The 26,926-nt window shown below is 40.2% G+C and carries 23 protein-coding genes and 2 tRNA genes; 12 read left to right on the top strand and 13 right to left on the bottom strand.

Annotation, left to right across the window (positions count from 1 at the left end):
• Positions 1-308 precede the first annotated feature (308 nt).
• Positions 309-1,337, bottom strand: coding sequence for a 4-demethylwyosine synthase TYW1 (gene twy1 / locus MSVAZ_RS18260; RefSeq protein ID WP_048123332.1), 1,029 nt, complete (start codon positions 1,335-1,337; stop codon positions 309-311).
• Positions 1,338-1,561: 224 nt separating this feature from the next.
• The gene (locus tag MSVAZ_RS18255) at positions 1,562-2,611 is read right to left on the bottom strand and encodes a metallophosphoesterase (RefSeq protein WP_048123330.1); all 1,050 of its coding nucleotides are present in this window, start codon (positions 2,609-2,611) and stop codon (positions 1,562-1,564) included.
• 124 nt (positions 2,612-2,735) lie between these two features.
• On the opposite strand from MSVAZ_RS18255, the gene MSVAZ_RS18250 reads away from it, so the two are divergent.
• Positions 2,736-3,215: a hypothetical protein gene (locus tag MSVAZ_RS18250; RefSeq protein WP_048123327.1), complete on the top strand. Its 480-nt coding sequence runs from the start codon at positions 2,736-2,738 to the stop codon at positions 3,213-3,215.
• On the top strand, positions 3,200-3,769 hold the full coding sequence (locus MSVAZ_RS18245) for a VTT domain-containing protein (protein ID WP_232316152.1): 570 nt from the start codon (positions 3,200-3,202) through the stop codon (positions 3,767-3,769). The genes MSVAZ_RS18250 and MSVAZ_RS18245 overlap by 16 nt, the downstream gene beginning before the upstream one ends.
• 72 nt (positions 3,770-3,841) lie before the next feature.
• Here the strand turns inward: MSVAZ_RS18245 and MSVAZ_RS18240 are convergent, their stop codons facing one another.
• The 6 genes from MSVAZ_RS18240 to MSVAZ_RS18215 all read right to left on the bottom strand — a co-directional run bounded on the left by MSVAZ_RS18240 (position 3,842) and on the right by MSVAZ_RS18215 (position 10,760).
• Positions 3,842-5,392: a HEAT repeat domain-containing protein gene (locus MSVAZ_RS18240; RefSeq protein ID WP_048123322.1), complete on the bottom strand. Its 1,551-nt coding sequence runs from the start codon at positions 5,390-5,392 to the stop codon at positions 3,842-3,844.
• Positions 5,393-5,489: 97 nt separating this feature from the next.
• A complete protein-coding gene (locus MSVAZ_RS18235) occupies positions 5,490-6,944 on the bottom strand; it encodes a prephenate dehydrogenase (protein WP_048124340.1) in 1,455 nt (484 codons plus the stop codon).
• Positions 6,945-6,952: 8 nt separating this feature from the next.
• The gene (locus MSVAZ_RS18230) at positions 6,953-7,795 is read right to left on the bottom strand and encodes a shikimate dehydrogenase (RefSeq protein WP_048123319.1); all 843 of its coding nucleotides are present in this window, start codon (positions 7,793-7,795) and stop codon (positions 6,953-6,955) included.
• Positions 7,792-8,553 (bottom strand): type I 3-dehydroquinate dehydratase, encoded by a 762-nt coding sequence (gene aroD / locus MSVAZ_RS18225; protein WP_048124338.1) that lies wholly within the window; start codon positions 8,551-8,553, stop codon positions 7,792-7,794. The genes MSVAZ_RS18230 and aroD overlap by 4 nt, the downstream gene beginning before the upstream one ends.
• 169 nt (positions 8,554-8,722) lie before the next feature.
• Positions 8,723-9,865, bottom strand: coding sequence for a 3-dehydroquinate synthase II (locus MSVAZ_RS18220; protein WP_048123317.1), 1,143 nt, complete (start codon positions 9,863-9,865; stop codon positions 8,723-8,725).
• A gap of 97 nt (positions 9,866-9,962) precedes the next feature.
• On the bottom strand, positions 9,963-10,760 hold the full coding sequence (locus tag MSVAZ_RS18215; RefSeq protein ID WP_048123315.1) for a 2-amino-3,7-dideoxy-D-threo-hept-6-ulosonate synthase: 798 nt from the start codon (positions 10,758-10,760) through the stop codon (positions 9,963-9,965).
• Between the two features lie 426 nt (positions 10,761-11,186).
• Here MSVAZ_RS18215 and MSVAZ_RS18210 point away from each other — a divergent pair, with 426 nt between their 5' ends.
• Positions 11,187-11,756: a GMP synthase subunit A gene (locus tag MSVAZ_RS18210; RefSeq protein ID WP_048123313.1), complete on the top strand. Its 570-nt coding sequence runs from the start codon at positions 11,187-11,189 to the stop codon at positions 11,754-11,756.
• A 185-nt stretch (positions 11,757-11,941) separates the two neighbouring features.
• On the opposite strand, the gene MSVAZ_RS18205 is transcribed toward MSVAZ_RS18210, so the two are convergent.
• The 3 genes from MSVAZ_RS18205 to MSVAZ_RS18195 all read right to left on the bottom strand — a co-directional run bounded on the left by MSVAZ_RS18205 (position 11,942) and on the right by MSVAZ_RS18195 (position 13,813).
• A complete protein-coding gene (locus tag MSVAZ_RS18205; RefSeq protein WP_048123311.1) occupies positions 11,942-13,273 on the bottom strand; it encodes a signal recognition particle protein Srp54 in 1,332 nt (443 codons plus the stop codon).
• 327 nt (positions 13,274-13,600) lie between these two features.
• A tRNA-Met gene (locus tag MSVAZ_RS18200) sits at positions 13,601-13,675 on the bottom strand.
• Positions 13,676-13,738: 63 nt separating this feature from the next.
• Positions 13,739-13,813: transfer RNA gene (locus MSVAZ_RS18195), tRNA-Met, on the bottom strand.
• Positions 13,814-14,046: 233 nt separating this feature from the next.
• Between MSVAZ_RS18195 and MSVAZ_RS18185 the strand changes: the two genes are divergently transcribed.
• Positions 14,047-14,238 (top strand): hypothetical protein, encoded by a 192-nt coding sequence (locus MSVAZ_RS18185; RefSeq protein WP_048123308.1) that lies wholly within the window; start codon positions 14,047-14,049, stop codon positions 14,236-14,238.
• Between the two features lie 104 nt (positions 14,239-14,342).
• On the opposite strand, the gene MSVAZ_RS18180 is transcribed toward MSVAZ_RS18185, so the two are convergent.
• The gene (locus MSVAZ_RS18180) at positions 14,343-15,209 is read right to left on the bottom strand and encodes a protease inhibitor I42 family protein (protein WP_048123307.1); all 867 of its coding nucleotides are present in this window, start codon (positions 15,207-15,209) and stop codon (positions 14,343-14,345) included.
• An 845-nt stretch (positions 15,210-16,054) separates the two neighbouring features.
• On the opposite strand from MSVAZ_RS18180, the gene MSVAZ_RS18175 reads away from it, so the two are divergent.
• Positions 16,055-17,011 (top strand): methionyl-tRNA formyltransferase, encoded by a 957-nt coding sequence (locus MSVAZ_RS18175; protein ID WP_052728029.1) that lies wholly within the window; start codon positions 16,055-16,057, stop codon positions 17,009-17,011.
• Here the strand turns inward: MSVAZ_RS18175 and MSVAZ_RS18170 are convergent.
• Complete coding sequence (locus tag MSVAZ_RS18170; protein WP_231592311.1) at positions 16,999-17,745, bottom strand: helix-turn-helix transcriptional regulator; 747 nt, start codon at positions 17,743-17,745, stop codon at positions 16,999-17,001. The genes MSVAZ_RS18175 and MSVAZ_RS18170 overlap by 13 nt on opposite strands.
• A 511-nt stretch (positions 17,746-18,256) precedes the next feature.
• Between MSVAZ_RS18170 and MSVAZ_RS18165 the strand changes: the two genes are divergently transcribed.
• The 7 genes from MSVAZ_RS18165 (at position 18,257) to MSVAZ_RS18135 (ending at position 25,692) form a co-directional block, all read left to right on the top strand.
• Positions 18,257-18,931: a phosphoribosyltransferase gene (locus tag MSVAZ_RS18165; protein ID WP_084626193.1), complete on the top strand. Its 675-nt coding sequence runs from the start codon at positions 18,257-18,259 to the stop codon at positions 18,929-18,931.
• A 608-nt stretch (positions 18,932-19,539) separates the two neighbouring features.
• On the top strand, positions 19,540-19,977 hold the full coding sequence (locus MSVAZ_RS18160; RefSeq protein ID WP_048123302.1) for a Zn-ribbon domain-containing protein: 438 nt from the start codon (positions 19,540-19,542) through the stop codon (positions 19,975-19,977).
• Between the two features lie 330 nt (positions 19,978-20,307).
• On the top strand, positions 20,308-20,973 hold the full coding sequence (locus MSVAZ_RS18155; protein ID WP_048123299.1) for a hypothetical protein: 666 nt from the start codon (positions 20,308-20,310) through the stop codon (positions 20,971-20,973).
• A 356-nt stretch (positions 20,974-21,329) separates the two neighbouring features.
• Complete coding sequence (locus MSVAZ_RS18150; RefSeq protein WP_048123297.1) at positions 21,330-22,016, top strand: ArsR/SmtB family transcription factor; 687 nt, start codon at positions 21,330-21,332, stop codon at positions 22,014-22,016.
• Positions 22,013-24,277 (top strand): CDC48 family AAA ATPase, encoded by a 2,265-nt coding sequence (locus tag MSVAZ_RS18145; protein ID WP_048123292.1) that lies wholly within the window; start codon positions 22,013-22,015, stop codon positions 24,275-24,277. The genes MSVAZ_RS18150 and MSVAZ_RS18145 overlap by 4 nt, the downstream gene beginning before the upstream one ends.
• A 333-nt stretch (positions 24,278-24,610) precedes the next feature.
• Positions 24,611-25,138: an archaeal heat shock protein Hsp20 gene (hsp20, locus tag MSVAZ_RS18140; RefSeq protein ID WP_048123291.1), complete on the top strand. Its 528-nt coding sequence runs from the start codon at positions 24,611-24,613 to the stop codon at positions 25,136-25,138.
• A gap of 56 nt (positions 25,139-25,194) precedes the next feature.
• Positions 25,195-25,692 (top strand): Hsp20/alpha crystallin family protein, encoded by a 498-nt coding sequence (locus MSVAZ_RS18135; protein ID WP_048123288.1) that lies wholly within the window; start codon positions 25,195-25,197, stop codon positions 25,690-25,692.
• Positions 25,693-26,926 lie beyond the last annotated feature (1,234 nt).

Below are 26,926 nucleotides of genomic sequence, written 5' to 3'. Positions count from 1 at the left end.
CCAGAAGAACCGACACTTCGAATCCGGGAAAGACACTCAGAAATTCCGGAAAAAGACGGCTCCTTTGCTACGTAAACTTTTCCTATTTCGTGCTCTGTTGATATCACTAGATGTGAGACATAATTTTACTCAAACTGTATATATAACTATAAAACTGGATAAGTCCATCTTGGAGTTATACCCCTAAATGAAACATGAGTTTATATTTGTTTCTATCCCCAAACGTATTTTATATGTCGATTAATATATAAAAACCATTCTGTGTCTCCACATTGGATGCTACTGGTACTAAGATCAAAAACTTGAATTTAGTCAAGGCCGGAAACTTTTTTGACAGGAGATTTTCTCCCATCCTTTGATAACAAGACTACTCTGCTGATTTCAGATTCATCTGCGATTTCATATCCAAGATGTTTTGCAAGTTCCTGTGAGAACTCGAGGACCTCTTCATGAGTAGGCATTGCAGAGCGGTCAAGCCTGAGTCTTGAGAAGCCCAGATGCATATATGCTTTTATCTCCACAAAGTCAGGGGAGGCTTTTTCTATTAGCCTGGCATAAGCCTCAGGCTTGAACAGGTTTTCACCTTTCACAAGGGTTGTTCGGATGACTGTCCTTGATTTTTTCTGCTTCATCAGGGACAGAGATTCATTGATCTTTTCCCATAAAGCAGGCGACCTGGGTTGGCAGACTTTCAGGTAAGTCTCAATATCTGGGGCGTCAAGACTCATATAGAGCTGGGAAGGGGAAACCTTTGCAAGCATTTCGGGGACTGTGCCGTTTGTGACAAGAAAAGTCGTAAAACCTCTTTTTTCGTACTCCTCGATAAGTTCAGGGAGATAAGGGTAAAAGGTTGGTTCTCCAGACAGGGAAATTGCAACATTATTCGGCTCATTGCCCTCAAGCCAGCGTTCCTTCAGTGCATTAGGAGAACCACCAAAGCCGGTAATTAGCTTACGCTGACAGGCAATACTTTCTTCCACTATCTTCTCAGGTGAATCCCATTCCTCGGGTGCAGGAACAGGGACCTCAGTCGGACGCCAGCAAAAAAGACAGCGCTGGTTGCACATAAGTGTTGGAGTCATCTGAAGGCAGCGATGAGACTGAACTCCATAGAATTTCGATTTATAGCAAAAGCCCTGGCCATTCATAGCGTGCCTTAGCCAGAGACAGGTCTTAACAGCTGAGTGGCGGCCTGCCAGAGCATAGCCCTGTTTTTTCAGGAGAGTTTTTAAATCAGGGATGTCAAAAGGAAGCAAAGCAGTATCTTCCCCCCTGTTTTTTTCCGGAACTTCGAGGAAATCTTCCCAGGTATTTTCTTTTTTTTCTTCCAGCGGCATTTTCCGCATATTAAATCTTTGTGGTATATATAAGGATCGGAAAATAATTTTGGAGAGGGCTTCAGCGATCAAGTTAAAATCGAATAAACCTCAAGGCAGTGCACCAAAATTCTGTAAAAATAGAAGCTAGGACGAGAAAATGCATAGTTTTTGTAGTAAAAATATGCGTCAATAAAAAAGATAACTCTGTTCAATCTCTGACATATCACTCTACATACTTCATTTTATGTAAAAGCTTCAATACATTCGATATTACCAGAGCCACGCCATGTCATGATATATGCCCCGCTCTCATCTAGGTATAGAAACGTATTTGCATAACACGTTATTCCATTATATTCGATGTCTGACCCAACCCAGCACCCGCTATTAAGAAATAATTTCTTCCCTGTTTCTGTCTTTAGCTCATAAGAGCTTGCAAAATGAGTATGACCGAAAACAACAACATCTGCATCTATAGTTTCCCTGTTTTTCTGGTAATACTTATCTTTAATGACTTGTTCTACAGTCTTATCCCTAGGTTTCGTGGAGTTGTAAATTATTCCTTGAGTATTGGCAACAATACCAGGAATCGAACTCAATGCAAAAAAGCCAATAATCATAGCCCAACTCAGATTATCAAAAAAATCAGGTTGTGGAAATTCTCTCATTAAAAAGTATTTATCACAAATTAACAAGCCTAAAAATATAGCAAAATTTGCTTTCCAGTATTTTTTAGTAAATTTGACATTGAAAAGATCTTGGAACCAATTAATGGGATTCCAGATTCTATTGACATGCTTTAAAATAGCTTGATTTTTATCAAATTGATGACCATGGAGAAAAAAATATGATTTGTTTCCAATTTTAATACCGTGTGCTTTACCAGATTTCTTATCTTTTTTAGGATAATGCCTATTGTAAATAACAATTTTTTTTCCATTATTTAAAACATCAAAATCACCCTTTCCTTCAAGTTCGCCCAAAGAATCGTCATGGTTGCCAACTACATATATTTTGTCGCAATTAATATTAGTAAGTAAATAAAAAGGCTTCATAACATCTTTTATAATGTTATTTCTGTCACTATTCTTTGGATTCCACAAATCCAAGATATCCCCTAAGAGAATTATTTTATCAGGAGTTTTAATTGTTATTTTTTTATCCTTGCATTTTATAACCTCAGACTGTTTTTCCAAGCCATGCACCCACTCAAGGAAATCACAAAAATCTTTATGATTGCATTCCCCGTTGCCTAAATGTACATCTGAGATAACTATATAAGCTTGCTTCATTTGAGAATTCATTAGATTACTGAAATAAATAATAATCTCAAGACAATTGTTTGGGCATCCATTGTAATCTAATTAATGTTTTGAGACACTGAGTTTATATAAATGGTACAATTAACTGAATCTAATGGCCGAAAAAATAAAAAAATACTTAAAAATTGCTTTTTATACTTTTTTGACCTTTTCTCTACTCACTTTTATATTCGGTTTCTTGATATTTTCAAACCCGTTATTCATGAATTTATTTGCGAATTCATTGATTAAATTTAATGACATAGATTCTGGCACAGTAAATTTTCAAGCCTATTCGAAAGAAGAATTTGCATCTGAATTTTTTAATATTTCACTAACCCCAGAAGACGATTTTATAAAGCTTTTTGAAAGCCACTATGGGACAGAAAACAAAAAAGAAAGAATATTCATGATCACTTATGATATCCAGGATCCTAACGATAAATCTAGGTATACGATTTATGGAATCAATAAGTACATGAATCTGGTCTATAAAAACACTCGGCAACTGGACTTATCAGATCCAAAACACAAGCGGATTAAACTCCACAGATCTAAAGGTGAACGACATACAGGAGAATGGGGCTTCAAATGAATTTTAAAAAGATCACTTTTTACCTGTGGATAATTATTATTCTCGGAGGTATGACTACATACCTATTATTTCCAGAAAAATTAAGCTTTTCATTCCTGGAAGAAACCGCTGCAAATTATCCTGTTGAAACTCCTATAATTTATTACCTTCTCCTTTCATTTCAAAGAGTGGTATTTATGCCCTCACCACTTATACTTGTAGGGACACTCATATTCAATCCAATTAAACTATTTGTAGTAAACATGGCTGGTGTAATGACCTCTGCTACAATAGTATATTATTTCTCCAGATACCTTGAATGCGACGTTTATCTTGAAACAAAGTACAGTAAATATACCCATAAAATGAAATCCAAACTCGTGGATAAAGAACTCCCTTTGATTGTTGGATGGAGTTTTTTTCCTATGGTTCCCACAAATTTGATCGTCTACATTGTGTCCAGCCTAAGAATAAATGTATTCAAGTGTCTCCTTGGGGTTTTCATAGGAGAATCTATAATTAATGCTTTTTATATAATTACAGCCACGATGCTTATAAAAGGCAGTTTATCATAAGTAATTTCAGCATCTTAATAATGATTCTTGGCAACAAATACCTTGATATTATACTTGAATCATTCCTTAAAGTTACTTATAAGCCTCAATAAGAGGCGTAACTGCCCTCTGATCCCCAATTTCAATAAGAATTAAGGCTGTTTCAGCTCTAATTTTCTTGTCTTCCGTTTTCAAATTTTCTATAAGGGGACCAACAGCCAGTTCCCCCTGATCTATGAGAGCTTCTCTTGCGATAGCCCCAAATTCTTCATCTCCCAGTTTTCCTACAAGCATTCCTACAGTTTCCTGGTCTCTTGTTTTGCTGAGCGCTAGAAAAGCCGCATTTCTAATATTTGCATCCATAGTTTTGTCAGCAAACGTCTGTTTGAGCGTTTCTACAGCTTTTGGATCTTTTATATTCCCCAGGGCTGAAGCTGCCGCTGTTCTGACTTCAAGCTCTTCTTCTTTATCGGTAATTATGCCGATTAAAATTTCACTAGAGTTAGTGCTCCCTATTTCTCCAAGGGCAAGGATGGCGCTTTTTCGGACATCAGGGTTTGCATTCAAGGAAGTACTCTTTTGCCCTTCTGTACTCTTTCCGGTTTTCAGGATTTCTATTAGGGGTTCTACTGCGGTCTCGTTTCCTATTTCTCCGAGTGCAAGAGCCGCACTACTTCTTACTTTGATTCTCTGGTCTCTCAGCCTATCTATAATATAGGGTACTGAATTTTCGTCCCCTATCCTCGCAAGCGCAATTGCGGAGCTGCCTTTAACATATTCGTTATCGCCATCTTTCATTTCTTTTCTTAGAACTTCTACTGCCCTTTCATCCCCGATCTTTCCAAGTGCAATTGCTGCACTGGCTTGTACTGGCGGATAATCTTTCGTTAGAATTCCAATTATGGGATCTACTGCCGCTTCTTCTCTCATTTCTCCAAGAGCCATCATAGCTGCAACTCTTGTGCTTCCTTTATTGCTTTTAAGAGCTTTAAGAAGTTTTTCGGTTTCACTTCCTGGTTCTTCAGGTCCAAAGTCTGAAAGCGCAAAAGGAACATAGATACTTGAATTCTGTGTTTCTGATTTAAGAGCCCTCTCAAAAGCGTTTGTTTCTCCCCTGTCCCCCGCCCTGGCTGAGTCCATAGCAATGGAATCTGCAATGTACTTTCTTGTGGCTGTATCTTTTGCTTCTATGGCTTGCAGAGTTTCTTCTGAGATCCCTTGTTTCCATTCTTCAGCTTTGCTCTCGTTTGTGGCATTATTCGAAGCCCCAATTTTCTCAAAGTTTTCGGAAAGGATATTTTCTGCCCTGTCATCTCCGGTTTCAAGAAGTGCGAGAAGCATGTAACTGTTTATTTCTTCCGAACTCGAATTATTTGACGCTATTTTGTCAACAAGATTATTTGCCGCAGGTCTGCCAATCTCCCCAAGTTCAGCTGCAGCATTCAGTCTCGCTTCATGATTGTCGGCTTCCAGCCTATTTGTGAGATTTATGATTGAATTGTTTAAACTCCCAGTTCCGGTTTGTGTGTATGTTACATTTCCACTGAATTCCATAAACCTATCACTATTTGCAAGAAGTGAAAAAAATATAGAAAGAGTGATAAGCGCAAATAAAAGAGAGACTCTCCATCTAACTCCGGACATTACACTATCTTTTTTTTTATTGTTTATATTACTTTCTCTCTTTATTTATACAGACAACGCGGACTTATAAGGAGGATGTATAAAGAGAAAGGGGTTTTCATCTTTTCTGCTTCAGATTTTTCTCTCTTATTCTGCACCCAAGGCCGCAAAGGAGCGATGTAACATCATATTCGACAGAATTAGCATCACAATCCCCAAAAACCGTTATCCTGTAAGTAACTCCGAGCCTTTTTAATTCTTCTTTTTCTTTTTCAGTTTCTATCCGGTTAAATTCCTTATAATCTTCCCCTTTATAGATATCACTTATTTCGCAGGCTGCAAGTTGTTTGTTAGTATTTATAGCGTTAAGTATAACTGCAGGGTCAGCCCCGTCAGGGATAAGGACTGAAATATCCCTTGTGGAATGTTCAAGGTTTTCTTTTCTCCATTCCCACAATTCTGATTCCGAAAGCATGCGAAGATTTTCAAGCTTGAGTTTTACAAATTTGTTTTTTATATGGGGGGAGGTGCCTTTTGATACCAGCTTTGTAAGAACGATCTCATCCGGTCCTGCCTTTTCCAGGGTGCCTACGTGGATTTTTCCGGAATAAAAATGGGAAAAACCACAGACCTTTCCAACAGAGTTCAGGATTGTCTCGTATTCAGTTATTCTGGAATTAATCAGTTTGTCCGATTTACGCAGGGCATGAGCCGTATCTCCGTACTTACGAGCAGCAGATTTCATTTTTTTCACAAAACTTTCTTCGTCATGGGCTCGCACCAGCCTGGAGAGCTCTTCACATTCCCTGATAAATGCGTCATGAACCTCCAGCACTCCGGGATTTTCCATCTGGATGAGGGCATACAGATAGGGGTTCTGGCCAAGAATCCTGCCTACAAAGTCCAGCATTATGGCGTAGACCGGGCTTACGAATTTTCTAGATTTTTTTATATCGAAATCTAACCGGTCAATTGTCGTTCCTATAGTAATATAGGCAAAATGGGTAAGCCCCTGCACAACCGAAACAAGCCTATCATGCTCGTCCGCAGTAGTAATTTCAACATGCGCCCCTCCTTCCTCAAAAAGCTCTCTTATTACCGGAAACCACTTCTCTGAACGCCCCTTTACAGGGACGAGAATGACAGTTTGCCCTCTGATAGTGGGAATTGTTGGGCCAAACATTGGATGTGTGCCGAGAATCTCCACATCTGAAGGGGCGAATTTTTTCATAGCTTCCACAGGCTTTACTTTAATGGAAGTAAAGTCCATAAGGAGACTTCCAGCCTTCATTTTTGGGGCAAATTCCGCAATAGTCTCTTCAGTTACATTGATAGGCACCGAGACTATTACTATGTCACTTCCCGGAATAGCTTCTTCAAGATTTAAGGCAAAAGGAACTTCTAATTTCTTTGCAATCTCGGTTTTCCCACCTTTTCCCCAGACTGTAACTTCGTAGCCTTTTTCTTTGAAAAAACGGGTAAACCATTGTCCCATCTCCCCAGTTCCGCCAAGGATCAGCACCTTTGTTTTTTCAGGGTTTTGATCTGTATTGGCCTGATTCCCTGGTTTCATATTAACACTCAAGCCTGCAAAGCCTCCAGAACCGTTTTTTTCATAAGTTCAACTGGAGGTTCGATTCCTGTCCAGAGTTTGAAAGCTTCAGCTCCCTGATAGACAAGCATTAAGACTCCACTCACAGTCTTTGCGCCTGAGGCTTTTGCTTCTCTTAAGAGCCTGGTTTCCAGAGGATTATAGACAATATCAAAAACAGTAAGGTCAGGGTGAAGATCTTCTGCTGTGGCAATTGTAGTTTCTGTGTTCGGGTGCATTCCAAGAGTCGTGGTGTTGATCAGAATATTGGCATCCTGCAACAGTTCTTTTAATCCGGAGAGCCCTCTTCCAGTTACGTTTCCAGAAATGGCGGCAGTTGAGATATCTTTTGCAAGCTCAATTGCTCTTTCTTCGGTCCGGTTTACTATTATGATTTCAGCGCCATCGGCTGCAAGCTGAAAAGCAATGGATCTTGCTGCCCCCCCTGCTCCTGCAACTACGATTTTAGACCCCTCTATTTCCACTGCAGAATTCTGAAGTGCCTGTTTTGCTCCTAATCCATCCGTGTTGTACCCTTTTATTTCTCCGGTTTCCCCGAAAACGACAGTGTTTACAGCTCCTATTTTTTCGGCAAGTGGGTCCGGTTTTATGCAGTCAAGTTTCAAAGCTACCTCTTTTAAGGGTACTGTCAGATTGAGCCCTCCAAACCCCATAGCTTCAGCCCCAAGAATTGCTTTTTCCAGTTTTTCGGGTTTTACCCTGAAAGCGTGATAAATACAGTCCATCCCAAGGGCTGAAAAAGCTGCGTTATGCATTGCAGGAGAAAGGGAATGGGCTATAGGGTCTCCAAATACGCCAAAAACTCGCTTCATTCGAGCAGCTCCAATATCTTCTTTATTTCATCCACCTGAAATTGCCCGGGAGCGGCAGAAACTTCACTATCAACAGCCGCATATGTCAGGACCGAACCGTAGAAAGGAGCAATTACCCTTGTATGTTTTCCAAGCTTGCCCATAGCGATCGTACATACAGCGTTTCCTGTCTCCATGGCATCCAGTGCAACTCTTAACAGGTCAAGTACGTCTCTTCTCGATTGCGGCATAACAGCAAGTTTCGCGATATCTGCCCCTGCCAGGAATGCTTCTTCCAGAATAGTTTTCATTTCTTGGAAAGCCGGAGTTTTTGAAAAGTCATGGGAAGAAACGATTACGGTTTTTCCGCAGGCTTTTGCCGCTTTTATTACCTGGTCTCTTGCTTCTCTTCCGGCAGAGAGCTCGATGTCTACTGCATCTGGCCCATCTTTCAGGGAAATGCCGTCTTTCAGGGAAATGAGATTCGTAGAAAAGAGATTTGTAAGAAGTTCAATTCTGTCGTCTTCTCTTCCTTCCCATTTCCCTCCTTCCTTAATTGAGCGATTTGTGAGGATTACCGGAAGTCCGGTTTCGGATTTTACTTTTCGGATTGTTTCTACAGCTGTTTCAAGGTCCCTGATTCCAAGTAAATCCAGCCGGATTTCGAGAAGGTCGGCCCCCATTTTGGCGGCCTTTCTTGAAGTTTCAAGAGGTTTTTCAAGGATTACTGCGACAACGGCAGCTTTTTTCTCAAGGTCAAGCTGACCAATATGAATCATTGTTTTCTCCGGTTTTTGTTTTCCGCTGATGACCGTTTCTTTTTCCGTTTTTCGTTTTTCCGCTGATGGCCGTTTCTTTTTCCGTTTTTCCGCTGATAACCGTTTCTTTTTCTGGTTTTTGTTTCCCGCTGGCAATCGTTTCTTTTCAGGATTTTTCCTTTTTAGGAGGTCATTTCTCTATAATTGTCTCTTCAATTTTTTTACCGAAATGCCTGGCTCCCTCTTCCAGGCGGACCAGAACCTCATCGCCTTTCTTGAGTTTGGCGACTGAAATCGGATTTCCGTCTTTTCCGACCAGCTTGATAGTTTCGGCATTTTGCAGGATTGCGCTCAGAATACGATTACCTGCTTTTGCTTCAATAAGCATGAGAGGACGGCTTTCTATCTTAACTCTGCCCACAAAACCTTCTCTCTGTCTCCCTTTTGAATCGATTATGGTTACCGTATCTCCGGTTTGGAGCTCCGAGAGGTAGCGGGTTTTATCTCCAATTTTTATATAAGAGTGAACCGCACCTGCATTTACCCTGAATGGGCGGGCTGCCACATATGGGCTGTCATCAGATTCGGAATTTACAAGGAACATCCCGCTTGCCTGAGAACCTATGAGCATGCCTTCCCCCTTTTGCATGAGATTGCATGTGTCCACACAGACTCTATCTCCCATTCCAAGAGGCTCGACCCGGGTTACAACTGCAGACTCAAGCTCAGCACTTTCGTTTTCCAGCTCCCTTGCAGCCTGGATGGTATCTTTTATTTCCTGGATGTTCCCACTGTCAAGAAGGACGCCGTCTGCTCCGGTCTCAAGGGTCTGGAAGGCCAGCTTTGCTTCTTCAGCACTCTTTACCCCAAAAATTATTTTTACGTCATAACGCTGAAGCTCAGCTATCAGGTTTTCCAGAGGAATAACCTTCCAGTCCGTGCCTGTCACAATCAGGAAGTCGCATACCTTTCCGAGTTCGGCTGCAAATTGCTCGTAGCGTTTGTCTTTGATTATGACATATCCGCCAACAGCCACCCCTTTATCCCTGAGAAGGGTTGCTGCGTTTATGTCAAGAGAACCTTGAGTTTCAAGGGGTAAAGGTTTCGTCCCGTCGCCTTCTCCTCTCTTCCCAACGACAATAATCTCAGCCCCGGATTTATTGTCACGGCCAAAGGTTGCTACTGGAATACTTCCCAGTTCCCTGGTTTTTCCGACATCTCCTGGGTTTACAAGTACGCAGTCAGCTCCTGATTCAAGGCCTGTCGTGATTCTTTCTTTCTGTTGTTCCCATCCGCCTTCATCGGCTTTTATCCACACGCTTTTCTTCTTCAAAGGCTTCAACCCCTGTATATTTTCTGTTTTTACTCAGGCCTTTTCCCTTTTTTAACTTCTGTTTCGGGTTCTGGTCTTGCTTTTCAATATCTAGCTCTCACTTTAGCTGTTCGAGGGCTTCTTCTACAGGCCTTCTATGATGTACTATTTCGCAAATAGCCCGGGTGAGTCTAACAGGGTCTTTATGCTGGAAAACATTTCTTCCAATTGCAGCACCTCTGGCTCCTGCTTCCATCGCCCCGTCAATCATCTCCAGGAGTTCCAGATCCGTTGAGGTTTTAGGTCCTCCTGCGATAACTACAGGTACAGGGCAGCCTCTTACAACGTCTCTGAAGCTATCGGGGTCTCCGGTGTATACCGTTTTTACAACATCAGCACCGAGCTCGGCCCCGATCCTTGCAGCGTGCGCTACATTTACAGGGTCGTGAGGATTTGTGATCTTTTTACCTCTGGGGTACATCATAGTAAGGAGAGGCATTCCCCATTCCGTACAGTCTCTGGAAATTTTACCTAGCTGCTCGAGCTGGTCAGCTTCGGTTTCAGAGCCGACGTTGATATGCATAGAAACGGCATCGGCTCCCATCTTAATGACTTCCTCTACTGTACAGACCTGCACTTTAGCATTGGGGTCCGGACTCAGGGAAGAAGAACCACTTATATGCACAATAAGGCCTATATCGTGGCCGTATCCTCTGTGCCCGTATTTTACCATTCCTTTCTGCATAAGGACGGCATTTGCTCCTCCTTCGGCAACTCTGTTCACTGTATCAGTGATATTGATAAGCCCGTCAATAGGCCCGTCTGAGATCCCATGGTCCATGGGAATAATGACCATGTTTCTGCTTTCCCGGTTCATCAGCCTTTCTATCCGTATCTTTTTACCGATTTCTGACATTATAATCTCCTTCGAGCGCAAAATGTTCTCAAATTATTGCTATATTTATTAAGAAACTCCATGCTAGCATGTGACACGTTAGCACACTAGACCTATTTAAAGCTATTCCAACTAGCTATGAGACAAAGTATGCACTTTAATAGTAACGGATATTCTTGAACTTTTCTGTATAATAATGTACTATAATGGTCACATCTGAGAGTTAATTCTTTGTTATGAGTAAATAGTATCATTGAAAATACATTCCAGGCCTTAGAAACATAGATTGGAGAAACGTACCGAGCTCCAAGCCTTCTGACGACGAAAACAATTAGCATTTCTAAACTTTGGAAACATACAAGAATTAAAATAGGATAAGACCGGCTAATAGAGTAAACTCAGAGCGTCAGAAAATACAATCAGACTAAAACAGGAACTGAAGGAACTATGAAAGAGCTGAAAATTCTTGTTGTTAATAACTACGGACAATTTTGCCATCTCATTCACCGGGCTGTTCGAGACCTTGACATGGATACGAAAATAATTCCCAATACAACGCCAATTGAGGATATCCTGGCAGAAGAACCGGACGGACTGATCCTGAGTGGTGGGCCGGAAATGGATAGGGCAGGTTTATGTTTTGATTACGTCCGGGAAATCGATCTCCCTATTCTTGGGATTTGCCTCGGGCATCAGGCAATTGCCCTGGCATATGGAGGGCACGTTCATGCAGGGAAAAAAGGCGGGTATGCAGAGGTTGAGGTAGAAGTTCTCGAAGAAGATGATATTCTGCGTGGACTCGGACCCAGGACTACAGTGTGGGCTTCCCATGCAGATGAGGTTGCCATCCTCCCTGAGGGCTTTATCCATCTTGCCCGTTCTGATGTATGTGAAATTGAAGCCATGCGCCACCCGACGAAACCTATTTACGGTGTCCAGTGGCATCCTGAGGTTTCCCACACAGAGAAGGGAGAAGAACTGCTTACTAACTTCCTTGAAATTTGTGAAAAATATTAAGATCGATGCTAATAATCGATATTAACAACCGATATTAGCAATCGATATTAGCAATCGATATTAGCAATCGGTATTAACAATCGATATTAATCTCAAGAATGAAATGTCCCTTAAATTTAGAATTATAAAAGAGAAATAAACGCAAATAAACACTATATAAAGATAAAAAAGATCTTCGGGATAAATTACATCCCGAGTCTTTTCTTCATCATTTTCTGAATATTGAATTTTCCACCCCTAAACCCTTTTAGAGCTGTCTGCATGGTTTTGTGATATTTCAGAAGCTCCCTTACTTCTTCAGGGCTGCATCCCGAGCCTCTTGAAATCCTTTTGATCCGGGAACCGCCTATAAGCTTGGGGTCATTCATTTCTTCTTCAGTCATGGAATCCATGATTATCTTGTAATTCTTCATCTTGTCACTTGTAGCCTGGAACATCTCATCTGAGAGCTTAGCGCCTCCCATTCCGCCCATTCCCAGTGGCAGCATGGACATAATCTGTTTGAGAGGGCCCATTTTGTTCATGGCTTCAAGCTGCTTGTACATATCCTTGAGGGTGAATCTCCCCTGCATCAGGGCTTCGACATTTACGTCTTCTTCGCTAAGGGTCTCTTCGGCTTTTTCCATCAGGCTTTTAAGGTCTCCCATGCCAAGAAGCCTTGAAATGAACCTGTCGGCTTCGAATTTTTCAAAATCTTCCGGTGTTTCCCCAACGCCGATAAAGGCAATAGGGGCTTTTGTTTCGGAAACGGCAGACAGGGCTCCGCCTCCTTTTGCAGTGCCGTCAAGTTTCGTTATGATAACGCCTGTAATCCCGACAGAATCATTAAATGCATGTGCCTGCTGGCTTGCCTGCTGTCCGATACCTGCATCCAGTACCATGAACTTGTGATTTGGCTTGGCAACGGCGTTGATCTGTTCCATCTCTTCTATTAGATCGGCTTCAAGAGCATGCCGGCCTGCGGTATCCACAATTTTTACGTCGTATTTTTCCAGGGCTTTGAGCCCGTTTCTGGTAATTTCAACGGCATCGGGATTGTTTTCTTCTCCATAGAAAGCTACGTTGAGCTTCTCACAGAGAGTTTTAAGCTGGTGATATGCGCCAGGTCGGAAGGTATCTGCGGCGATAACCCCTGCTTTAAGTCCTTTTCTCTGGAAGTATCGAGCAAGCTTTGCTGTACTGGTAGTTTTTCCGCTTCCCTGAAGCCCAACCATCATTATAATCTGCGGCTTGAGCTGAATCACAGCTCCTTTGCCGATAATTTCCATTAATTCCTGGTATACGATACGGATTACGTGCTCCCTCGGGTTCATACCTGCAGGAGGGTCTTCTTTCATCGCACGCTCTTTGATTCTCTGGGACATTCCCATAACAAGTTTTACATTCACGTCGGCCTGGAGCAGAGCCCGCTGGATATCTTTTACTACTTCATTGACCGTACGCTCATCAATTCGCCCCGCGCCGATCAGCTTCTTGAGTGCCCCCTGTAAGGAGTCTCCAAGTTTTTCCATTACCATATGAAAGTCATCCTGCTGGTTTTTTTGAGGATAAATGAAAAGATACTCACACTTTTTTGACCTTGTGTAAGAAAGTAACCTTCCTTAATAAGCCTTGAGTTTAGTAGCTTAAAAAAGGGATAAGTAAATGGATTCTATATATGAATCGGTAACCGGCTATAAAAACATTGCCGGGTATGAAGATTTGAAAATGTGTTATCTGAAAGATTCTTAAAAGCATAAAACACCATAAAGCCAAAAAACACCATAAAATCAAAAAACACCATAAAACCAAAAAACACCATAAAACCAAAAAACACCATAAAAAATCTATAAATAAACTTACTATAGCGGGGGATGGATTCGAACCATCGGTCTACGGGTTATGAGCCCGTCGGGATCTCCTGGCTACCCCACCCCGCTACCGGGGAATTAAAATCTGAAACTGTGTCAAACCACAAATAAACTCAGAAAAGAGCTTTACTATAGCGGGGGATGGATTCGAACCATCGGTCTACGGGTTATGAGCCCGTCGGGATCTCCTGGCTACCCCACCCCGCTACAGGGTTTTATTTATCAGGCCACCTTGCCTGGGACAACTATCAGAACATACTAACGATCGTTTATATACTTTTCGCTTGGCCTTTTAATCTTCAGAGTTTTATCGTAGAATTTAGGCGTTTCTCTAAAGAAATTCCTCAGTTAACTGCAATTTGTCATATTTCATATTCTGCCCTTTATTTTCTCAGGCTTTTCCGGAAATATATTTGATATTTCAAACCCTAAATCATATTATGACAAGGTGCTTATTCTGCGGAGCTTATTGCGAAGTTAGGTGTGGAGTTTACTGCGAAGGCTATCCTGGAGGCCAGGAAGAGAGAGAAAAGGAAGAAGGTGCGGAAATTCTTGGATGTACACAAATCGGTACATCCTACATCTGCGAAAACTGCCTTAAAGACTTGAAACAGGCTCTTGGATCTCTTTAAAAAGACCAGCCGGAGAGAATATACAGTACCGGATTAAAAGTTAAAAATGCCTTCTTCTTTACCGAATGGGAAAAATTTGGAAAAGGGTAGGTATTGCTGGCAACTCAGACAACCTCAACATTGAGTATAAAGTTCTCTTCCTCTCCGGTTACGTTCTCCCAGGGTCTTTTATATATTCCAGTTACTTGCTGACTGCCTTTAGATACGGCTTTAATCTCCCATAAATGGACTCCTCCCGCGCCCACAAGAGGTTGCTTTATTCCTTCAGGCTGCTCCGGTGGATAGTATTCCCCTGATATATTATTGAGCCCCTGGCTCAGATTGAGTTCCCATGAGTAACCTGTGGTTGGGTTTTCCTTAAGCCTTAGGAAAAATGTGCTTCCATTTTCAAGACTTATACTTGTTCCGTTGTCCGCTTCGGTTATTACCTGTTGTTTTGGCGACATAGAGCCGGAAGTTTCTTCAGGTACGTTATCTACAGGTAGCTCAAAGGACCCCGTTACTCCATTCACATTTACAGTGTAATTTCCTGCTTTGAGACCCTGAACTTCAAGTGGAATTGTTTCTGTAAAACTCTTTATAGCCTGTGTACAGAATGCATCTTTAGGGCGTTTTGTACTTATAGTGATATTAAAGGCATTTCCTTCGCTTTCATTCTTTATTTCGTTGATTTCAGTACATCCATCTGGGAGGTAGCCTTTCGCTATTACCTGTATCTGTACGGGAAATGACTCAAGGGTCACAATCTGTATGCTCTCTACCTTTGCAGTACCGTATATGTAATCTCCTCCAGTGGTTCCGTGACTACTGTTTGTTCCAATAATCCCCTGACTATCATTTGTTACATTTTCTGATTCGGTTTCGTTCTGTCCGTTGCCAACACAGCCGGAAAGAATAATCACAAAGGCCATAAGCAGAAACGTTGTAACTTTTGTATACTTCCAAAACTTATTATTTGTTCCTGTTTTCATTTTTCCCCTCTTTTTCTATCTACTCTTATTCTCTCTGATTCGTTTATGGAAAGATAAGTCTGTTTGGATTTATCCTTTGCTTAAACTTCAGCTCTGTTTGCAGCTTTACAGGTCAGTTCTCTTTTTTGTTGATTTAAATTGTATTGGAAATTAGTTTAATAGTGAATTTATCAATCAAACTAGTTCAAAAACTTCAAACTTCAATAACTCAAAAGCTTTAGATTAAATCTAATCAAAATTTTTGAATTTTAGATGTCTAAAATATTTAATTTTAGCCGTTTGAAAACTTTAATTTTAGCTTTCCAAAAGCTTGATATACACTTTTAAACAAGCTTTTATAATATTATGTCTTTATAAAACTTAATATATTTGGATATAAATAGATAAAACTCAATATTAAAGTCCGATTCTTAAAAACCCCATTCTAAAGTCAACTTTTGATTTTTATCACAGTTTCATAAAAATATACTAAAACTTACACAGTTTATCTGAAAAACCAACAGCATCAGACCGTAAACTGTCTAAAATATGACTCTAATTCACAGTCTTTGCCGTAATTGATTCTGTTGCTCAAATGCGTAAGTTCTATCTACTATGCCAACCTCATGTAACCACTAATAACAGTGTTAACTCTGTGCTTTTTGCTAGCAAGCATAGAGTTTGTACTTTTTACTTAGAGAGACAGTTTTTCTCAGCGGAAAATAATACTTTGAATTACTATTTAAGGAGGTCCCATCTTGAATTCCTGGAAAATACCTAAAATAAATTCAGTATGTATGTTAAAAGAAGTGATTATAGCAGATTTTTTCTTGTCTCGTCTCAAATAAAGATAGGTGGGATTTCAATTGAGAATTGCAGTTATTACACAGGGAGTTTCTAACGTTTTTGAATCCATTATTGAATCAGGACATGAGGTAGTGGGAATTGTTGAGTGCTCCCGGACAAGAGAACCTAACTCATTCCTTAAAGCTATAGGAGGGGCTTTTACAGACGTATATTATTCATTCACCTCCAGGCCTTTAAATTTAAAAAACTTCTCTACAAAACTGAAAATTCCTTATTACTACTTAAGGAAAGGAGACAACGAAACCTTTCAAAAATGGATGAAGCATTTACAGCCCGATATTATAGTTGTGTATTCTATGTCTCATCTCTTGAAGGAGAATATATTTACTATCCCGAAACTTGGGACTATTAATCTTCATTATTCACATCTTCCAGAATACAGAGGGCCATCTCCCCTTTTCTGGGAATATTACGATTATATACTTAATCCAGGAGTCACTCTTCATTATATAAACAAAGGCGAGGATACCGGCGATATAATTTTCCAGGAAAGGATTCTTATAAGTTCAGGTGACAAGCTCGAGGAAGTTGTTAAGAAGTTATCCTTAACAGGAATAAAATTTCTTCTAAAAACAATGGATATGATTGAGAGTGGAGATGTTCCCAGAATAAAGCAGTCTTCAACTACTCCAACTGTGAGAGCCAGAAAGATTAAACCTGGTGAATATAGTAAGCTCATAAAATGGGATGATTGGGGTGTTGAAAGAGTATTTCATTTTTTAAGTGGTACTCCGAAGTATCATTACACTCTGATGAAAAAACCCAATTTGCATAAACTAGGGTTCACGATTAAAATTCTGAATAAAGAAAAATGTAATACTTCCGGATATAAAGTAGGAGAACTTTATAAGGAAAATTCAAAAAACTTTTTAGTTTGCAAAAACGGAAAAATATATGTTGATGTTACATTTTCACCTGCGAGTTTTCTTGCCCGAATTTACCCTTATATATGCTGAGCCTGCTCTTTGTAATGCAAAACAAGGTCTTCAGTCCATCTCAGAGCTGCAGGCTCGAAACCCATAATAGTTTCCTGGTCAAAAATCCCATTTGAAGTAAGAAAATCAGCAGCCATGAAGTATTCGGTCTTAACCAGCATAGCAATCTTTATCTCGTTCTTACAGATAAAAAGCCTTCTTTTCTCTCTGGCCAAATAAAGTTTCAGTTCTTCTTTGAAATCAGTTTTCAGTCTTTCACAGATTTTTTCTGTTACTACAAGGGTTATTCTGGTATCGTTGTCTTTATTTGCCAGAAATATTTCAGAAAAGACCGGGTGAAATATTGATGAAAAGCAGAGTATCTTTTTTGATTTTCTTATGTTATCCAGGAATACGGAAGAAGGCTCAAAAATATTATCAGGATCAGGTCTAACAAGGAAGCAGAACTTCAGTTCATTAAGCCTTTCCAGAAATGTCCTGGGTAATTCGGAGAGATCACGATCCTGCCAATATTCCGCATTCTCCTCAATGACCTGCAGAGTATCAAGCAAAGGCTCCATCTTCTCAACCAAAATTTTTGCAAGAGGCGTTAGCCTGTACTCCCGATCTTCCTGAAAAACAAGATTTTCATCCTTCAGTTTTTTGATTTGGGGAAGCATGCCCGTCGGGTTAACGTTCAGACCTTTTACTATTTCCTCTATCGGCTTACCTCCGTTTTTGAGAAGGAGCAAAAGGTCTTTTCTCTTTTGGGACATAAAAATCAGGTCTATCAAGGTTTTTTCCATTGATTTCACTTTCCGGATCGTGCACTTTTGCGAAAGATTCTTTTTGTCTTTGGTTTTCAGAAAGATTTATTGAAAGAACTTTTCATTTCTACGAGAAATACCCAAAGATATTTGAAATTAACTTCAATCACGTCCTTTCTGTCGCTTCCTTTCTATTGCGTCCTTTTAGTATGGCAAGAGTTTATAACCTACCTTCAAATGTTCGTTTTTTAATCCTATAATACTCTTTTTACTCTCCTCTTCTTCTTTTTTCTCTTGCCTTCTTCTTTTTCCTCTTATTTTCCTATTTTTCCTCTTATCCTCTTCTTTTTTCTCTTTTTCGAGTTATCTTTTGACAAGATAAGAAAACTTAAAGTCTATAATCCGGATTATATAAGTCGAATATAGAGCTTGGAAAGTGATACTTCTTATCTGATAGTATCCTGACTGCGTATCGCGATTTCCATATCATGGAGGACTTTGCATAAAATCATTCAAGTGTGTGCTTACGAATTGGGATTACATTTATAGTTTGTGCCGAAACATATCTGCGGAAATCAAACGTTCTGGATATGAACCGGACGTAATTATTGCGCTTGCAAGGGGAGGCTGGTTTGCCGGGAGAGTGCTCTGCGATTTCCTGGGGCTTGATGACCTATCCAGTCTGAAAATCGAGCACTACATCGGAGACACAGCTATCGATACCGGTGAGCCTTATATTCGATATCCTCTTTCAAACAACGTGATGGAAGGAAAAAAGGTACTTATTGTAGATGATATTGTTGATACTGGAGAAAGTATGCTTAGTGCCAGGGCTTATGTGGAAAATCACAAGCCTATGGAAGTCAGAACCGCTTCATTACAATACCTGGGGAGTTCTAAAATCGACCCCGATTATATTGGCGAACGGCTTGAGGGTTGGGCCTGGATTGTTTATCCCTGGAACTTCATAGAAGATATGACAAGTATCTTGACTAAATGCATGAGAAAAGACCCTGCAAAACTCTGGAATCTTGAAGATCTTAAACACAGCCTTTACATAAACCATGATCTTGACTCTATTGTCTTTGAAATCACCCAGCCAGGAAGGCTTCCAGAAGTTCTGGAGGAGATGGAGAGAGTGCGCAAGGTCAATTCTGAACTAATCAATGGAAAGAAGTACTGGAGATTGTTATAAAAAACATTATTATAAATTTCTTCCTAAGTGGGCTAATAATTTACGCTTCTAACTGGAAAGTGGAGGGGCCTACAATCGAAGAGAATATTTTTACTTTTGCTGGGTCGATCTATCTTTCGTTTAAATGAAGGCGTTAAGTTGTAAGCGTTATAGTTGTAAGCGTTAAGTTGTAAGCGTTAAGTTGTAAGCGTTAAGCTGTAAAATACAAATATACATATCTATTCAGTGTATCTATATTTTAAGTACCCATAAGGATATCATTATAGCACTCTGTATATCATTTAAAATCTTGATCTAGAACACCAGATTGGTCTGAAATCCAGTATGCCAAACTGATCGGATTCAGGATACATGACTGGTCTAAAATTCAGAATACCAGATTGATTTAAAAAACTGAGTACATATAGTCACTAGGCTAAATTGTAGTCACTAGGCTAAATAATGCAATTGCCCATGAGGTACAATGAAGTTTTTTGTTGCAACAATTACAGGCGTGACTATAATTACATCATTTACAATAAATTAATTCATTTACAATAAATTAATTCATTTACAATAAATTAATTCATTAACATCAAATTAACCCACTATCTATTACCGGTGAATTCATGCCCCACAGATGTACCAGATGCGGAACCATTTTTGAAGACGGAGATTCTGTCATCCTGAGCGGCTGCCCAAATTGCGGTTGGAATAAATTCCTTTATGTAAAAACAGAATGTGAAGATTCGGAAAATCAGGAAAAGCTTGCTCTGGAAGGACAAAAGCTGGATCTGGAATCCTCTCTGGATGAAGTTGTCAGGAATATTGACGAGGCTCTTGCTTCTGAGCGGGAAAGCGTAAAGCAGGAACCAGAAGCCGAGAGGGAAACAGATGAAGATAGAGTAGAGTCCGTAAGAATCCTTGGGCCTGGCTCCTATGAACTTAACCTGGACTCCCTTCTTGAAAGAAAAGAACTCGTTATGGCAATCCGGGAAGAAGGGTCTTATGCTCTACACCTGCCCTCGGTTTTCAGCCAGCAAAAGGAAAACAAAAAGAAAAACTAAAAAGCAGAAATAACTTAGATTTTTCAAAATTTCCCAGAAATTTCTTGCCTGGGTGTTTTTGAGGAATAATTTCCGAATAATCTTATAGAACAAAGCTTAAAAGCCTGTGCTTTTAGCTTGAAGTATATGGTTAGCTTATCCTATTTTTGTTATTTTCAATTGTAAACTCTTTTTTTAATTATTCCTCATTGTACCGCAGCTTACATTTTACATTCTGATTCGTTTGTTTCTAAATTTGTTAGCTTTTCTTTCGAAAGATTATTCTATAAAGAGTCTAAATTTATACTAGATATTAAAACTTGTAACTTTTGTCTTTGAGCTGGGGTCTTAATGAAAATCAACATTTTCTGTAAAATACTCATACTTGCAGTCTTTCTTGGACTTGTTGTTTTCTCAGGAAGTTTTCTTCTAGTTAACAACGAAGAAACTATTTCTGAATATTCCAGAAAACAGCTTGTTGAAACCGTTTCTAACGAAAGCTCAATAACGGAAGCTACAGACTTTCACGAGAATGATATTGTTCAGAAAGTAAATCTTCAGGATAACCCTGTTAATTCTCAGGATTACTGGGACGACTCTGAAACTTTTGTTGTAGATATTAAAAAGTTCAAGGAATCGGCTGAAAGTGGAAATATTAATCTTAGATTACTGGACAGAAATTTTGACATAGAATTCGATGAGGTTTCAGTTCTCAACAAGGGAGACTCGTGTCATTACTCCGGGCACGTTAAAGGGGTACCTTACAGTAGAGCTGAATTTTATGTTTATGGCGAGGTTTTTTGTGGTTCAATTGAGTTTTGCAATTTGACGTACACCATTGCGGTAACTTCAGAAGAATATAATGGAAAAACAGTTCACGCGGTATTTTTGATAAACTGGGAAAATGAAAAAAAGAAAATGGAAGGTTTATTGAATCCTCTAAGTTTCCTTCGTGGTTCAGGTTCAACAAAGAATTGGCCAGGAGTTGTTGAAAGCAATAAGCAGCTCATCCTCTAGATTCATGAATGGCAACTATTATTGTTTTGTTAGCTTACACTCAAGTCCAGCTTTGTGCTTCTTACACTTCAATCCAATTTTGCTGTTATTTAAAGCTTCATATCCGAGCGTTCTTATTTTTGGTTACGAAATAAAACAAATAACTACAGAAACATTTATATATTATTGATGCTAACTATGGGTTACTATCATGAACATTCTCCTTTCCAGCTAGTCTTCCGGGTAAAGTTTCATGCAGGGTTTCCTGTTCTAATTTACTCAAGGCTAGATACTTATAATCACAAAATATACAATCACAAAAGTCTGGCACTATTGCCTAATATCTCACAAATTTAGATTATTATCAGAGGAAAATAATGGACCCGGCAAAATTACTTGACATTCTGGGGAATGAAAACCGCAGGAAGATTATTCAACTTCTTGCAAACCGTCCCTGCTATGTCAGTGAGATCTCTAGCAGGTTGGGAGTAGGACCAAAAGCCATAATAAGTCATCTAGGTCTGCTTGAGCAGGCAGGACTTATAGAATGCAGTGTGGATGAACAGAGGCGTAAATACTTCAATATCGCAAACAACATGCGGCTTGAAGTGTCAGTATCCCCATATTCCTATACGGTAACACTCCATGATGTTACTTTTGATAGGGGGAAAAATGAAGAGGATCCTGTGGAAAAGGAGATCCCACCAGGGGAAGAATCTTCGACTTTATTTCTTAAATTGAGCAGCAGGCTTAAGGAACTCAAAAAAAGGCAAGAAGAGCTTGCGCAGATGCAGCAGCAGCTTCAGGTTGAGTACACAGAAGCTATGGACCATTGTCTTGACTCAATTGAAGAAATAGCCAGGAATCCTGTAGAGTGTGAGCTCCTGTTTGAACTTCTGAAAAATGAAACCACTCTCGCTACCCTATGTTACAACCTGCGCTTGCACCCGAGTATTGTTAACGCTAACCTGATAGGCCTTACAAAGAGGGGGTTTATTGAGTATGGTATCAAAAATAACCAGTATTACTGGAAAATCCGTGAGACCGGAGTTGAGAACGAATGATTGAAGAAATTAATTTGAGAGTTGCTGAAGCTTATCATAAGGATGTGGGCAGGGGAATTGCAAGAATTGACACCCGCTTGATGCAGCAGATGGAACTTGTAAGCGGGGATATAATTGAGATCTCAGGGAAAGCTAAGACCTACGCAATTGTCTGGCCAAATGTAGAACGTGAACAGGAAAATCGGATCCGGATTGACGGTAACCTCCGCAGTAATGCCAAAGTTGGGATTGATGATAGGGTTACAATCCAGAAAGTCCAGGCAAAACACGCCCAGAGAGTTACCCTTGCTCCTTCTCAGCCTGTAAGACTTGTTGGAGGGGCTCACTACATCCTTAGAATTATCGAGGGAAGACCTTTGAACAAAGGTCAGCAGATCAGGGTGGAAACTGTAAATAACCCTTTGACTTTCGTAGTTGCATCTACAAGACCTGCAGGACCTGTTGTTGTTACTAAAGACACTGATATAGTGATTAAGGAGAAATCAGTTGAGGAGGCCCGGGTTCCAGAAGGTATTTCTTATGAGGATATCGGTGGGCTTAAACGGGAAATTCAACTTGTCAGAGAAATGATTGAGTTGCCGTTGAGACATCCTGAACTCTTCCAGAAACTTGGAATTGAGCCCCCAAAAGGAGTGCTGCTTCACGGGCCTCCAGGCACGGGTAAAACACTGATCGCAAAGGCAGTCGCAAGTGAAACCGATGCAAATTTCATTACTATTAGCGGCCCTGAAATCGTTTCCAAGTATTATGGAGAAAGCGAGCAGAAGCTTCGCGAGATTTTCGAGGAAGCCGAAAAGGAAGCGCCTTCTATTATCTTCATAGATGAGATTGATTCCATCGCCCCCAAGCGCGGCGAAGTAACAGGAGAATTGGAACGCAGGGTAGTTGCCCAGTTGCTCTCCCTTATGGACGGGCTAAAGTCCAGGGGCGAGGTAGTTGTAATTGCTGCCACAAACCGCCCGAACTCAATAGATGAAGCTCTCCGCCGTGGTGGAAGATTTGATCGGGAAATAGAAATCGGAATTCCCGATCGGAACGGCAGGAAGCAGATTCTTCTCATTCACACCAGAGGTATGCCTATTCAGGATGTAAGCCTTAGTGAAATTGCAGATGTAACTCATGGATTTGTAGGCGCTGATCTGTCTTCCCTCTGTAAAGAAGCAGCAATGCATGCTCTCAGAAGGATAACACCTGAAATCGATATCGAAGAGGAAGAAATTCCACAGGAAATTCTTGATAAACTCGTAGTCACCAGAGATGATTTCAAGGAAGCCCTGAAGAATATCGAGCCGTCTGCAATGAGGGAAGTTTATGTTGAGGTTCCGCATGTAGGATGGGAGGATATCGGAGGACTTGAAAATGCAAAGCAGGAACTTATTGAGGCTGTTGAGTGGCCCCTGAAGTATCCTGAACTCTTCAGCACTATCAATATAAAACCTCCCAGAGGAGTGTTACTGTTTGGGCCTCCTGGTACAGGTAAAACCTTGCTTGCAAAGGCCGTTGCAAGTGAAAGCGAAGCCAATTTTATCAGCATTAAAGGTCCAGAACTTCTCAGCAAGTATGTGGGAGAATCCGAGCGTGCGGTTAGGGAAACCTTCAGGAAAGCCAAACAGGCTGCACCGACGGTTGTCTTCTTTGACGAAATCGATTCAATTGCACCCCAAAGAAGTTCTGTTTCAGATACGCACGTGTCCGAAAGAGTTGTTAGCCAGATCCTCACCGAACTGGATGGAGTAGAGGAACTCAAGGATGTAATTATTGTTGCGGCCACAAACCGGCCTGATATGGTAGATCCTGCGCTCCTCAGGCCTGGCCGCTTTGATAGGCTCATCTATATCAAGCCACCTGATAACACAAGCAGGGAAAAGATCTTTGAGATCCATACGCAGGGAAAACCTCTTGCAGAAGATGTAAATCTCGCCGAGCTTGCTGATATGACCGAAGGGTACGTAGGTGCAGACATCCAGGGTATTTGCAGGGAGGCTGCGATGCTGGCCCTGAGAGAAATCGTCACTCCAGGAGCTGGCAGAAAGGACCTCGCGAAACGGGCAGGAGAAGTCAGGATTTCAAAGAAGCACTTTGAACGCGCAATCCGCCGTGTGAAGCCTACAACATCCAGGGAAAACCTCGTGGCTTATGAACGGAGTGCTGAACTCTTTGCTAAATACGCAACTGAATTTGAAGAAGAAGCTCCCGAGTCTGAAGAACAGGAAAAAGAAATAGAACACGAAAATGTCCCGGGTTTCTTTCAGGCTCAGTAAGCCCACGTCCTTATAAGCCGGCAACTCCCGGCTTTTTATTATCAAAAACTCAGGAACTACTGAAAAGAAACAATGACTGATTTATACTGGCTGATTTGATAAATTCGCTTAATAACGAGTTATCAATGGATGAATTAATAACGAGTTATCAATGGTAAGTTAATAACGAGTTATCAATGGGTAAATTAATAACGAGTTATCAATGGGTAAATTAATAACGAGTTATCAATGGTAAGTTAATAACGAGTTATCAATGGGTAAATTAATAACGAGTTATCAATGGGTAAATTAATAACGAGTTATCAATGGGTAAATTAATAACGGGGTAATTATATGGAAAGAGATAGTAAAAAAAGGAGAAATTTTTTCGATGAAATCTTCGGAATTGACCCGGTTAAGGACGTGGATGAAATGTTTGAACGTCTTAGCAGGGCAATGGGTATGAGTACGGAAAATTTCGGGCAGGACCCTTTCATCTATGGATTTTCGTTAACTCAGAGACCAGGGGAAGAACCTGAAATCCGTGAATTCGGGAATATTCCTATGTTTGAGCATACTGAGACCGAAGAACATTGTTATCTTGACACAAGAAAACCCCTGATTGATGTACTGGAAACCGAAGAGACGGTTCATGTGATTGCCGAGATTCCGGGCATTGAGAAAGAAAATATTAGATTAAACGCAACTGATTTAATACTTGACATCGAAACAATAGATGGGAATCCAAAATATTCCGAACGTGTGGAACTGCCGGTAAAGGTTGACCCCCAGAGTGCCAAAGCTACATACAAAAACGGTGTGCTGGAAGTTACCTTTAAGAGGCTGGAATCCATTTCCCGAACCTCAATAAATATTGAGTGACTTCCCGGGAATTGCACTGCAGGTGTAACAGCACGAGGAAAAGCAGAGGTAATAAAATGGTGGGCATAAGAAAAAGAAAGGATTTCTTTGAAGAGTTTGGATCTGAACTTTTTGACAACCTGGAAGAAATGATCGAAGCCCTCCTGGAAGATATGGGAGAGTCCGTCCCCTTCGTATACGGATTTTCTATCATTCGTCGCCCGGGGGAAGACCCCGAACTCCGAGAGTTTGGAAATGTTTCGGAAAGTTCTGAGGATGAAGAAAATCTATTCCCCTCCGAAATAAGAGACCCTTTAGTTGATATCTTTGAAAGTGAAGAACTAGTACACGTACTTGCAGAAATTCCGGAAATCGAAAAGGAAGATCTCCTTCTGCATGCGACTGCTCAAAATCTTGAAATCAGGATTCTTGGAGCTTCCGAATACTCTCAGGACATAGAGCTTCCTGCCCGTGTGGATCCTAAGAGTGCACAAGCCAGCTATAAAAACGGAGTACTTGAGGTTACTTTCAAGCGTTGTACTGAAGAAAGGCCCGTTGAAATCGAAATTAACTGACGCAAACGGCCTTGAAGAGTTGAGCGAGTTGAAGATCGAATTGGAGAATTAAGTGCAAAAATATACTGAAAAACGGTTTGAAAATTGTAGTTGGAAATACTTAGTCCTAAGTCCTGATAATCACACGTCGAATAGTAGTTGAAAACAGATAGTGTGCAGAACTCTCTATAGACAAAAAAATAACTCTGTTGTCAAGGCGAAGTTGAACTCTTAAACGCATGCTATTTGTATATCCTATTTATGTGCACGCTCTTTTAATAACTTTAATATTTTTTACCGCCCTACTTTATCTCTATTTCTCCCTACCTGTTTTCCCTCTCTATTTTTCCTTCCCTCTTTCTTACCTCTCTATTTTTTCCCTCCCTCTTTCTTACCTCTTTATTTCTTCCCTTCCTGTTTTTCCCTCCCTCTTTCTTACCTCTTTATTTCTTCCCTTCCTATTTTTTATCTTCCTATTTTTTATCTTCCTATTTTTTACCTTCACTTTACTATTTTGTGTCTTATTTTATGAGTCGCCCTTATTTTGAATTTGCAATATTATTATAGTGCGCTTTTGTAATATCTTTTCATACTCCATATCAATACCCTTTTTTTAACATGGATATTGAGGCTTTCAACAGTAATCGATCTATTATTATTATGGCATATTATAATTTAACAAATATATATCTAATAAAATAAAACATCTCCTAAAATAGTATAAAAATGATTCGATTGATTTCAAATAATAAAACTAAAAAATTTGTGGCTTTATGTCACAAATTTTATAATTATAGACTTTTGTATAATTAGTTGTACTTTTGGCATGAACAAAAGCAAAAAATATATACGCATGATTGCTTAACAGGGAATCTGTAGTCCCGAAATAATCCGAAGCATGTATAGTCGAGGACAAAAGCTCAAGTCATTATCTGGCTAGAGGAACTTGACTCCTCTAATCTTAAGGCCGGAATCAGTCTTGTGCGTAAGGTACTGGATAACCGTGTATAGTTCGAAAATGTAGAGGGCTTCTCAATAGAAAAACTCAATATTATTCGAGTAAGAAAGATAAAAGTGACAAAATATTTGTTGCCTTTTATGAGGTGATAAAATATTATCTCATAAAGTTAAGATCAAAAATATCCTATTCAAGAGCCAAAAAACATGTTAGATAAGGCTTCCCCATTGGGAAGCAGATTGAAGATCTTTCTTATAAGACAGATATTGAATTAATCTATGGAAAAATATAGAAGGT

This window comes from Methanosarcina vacuolata Z-761, from assembly GCF_000969905.1.
GTDB classification, from domain to species: Archaea; Halobacteriota; Methanosarcinia; order Methanosarcinales; family Methanosarcinaceae; genus Methanosarcina; species Methanosarcina vacuolata.
The sequence above is the reverse complement of the archived record's forward strand: the minus strand, read 5'-3'. Positions and strand labels throughout refer to the sequence as shown.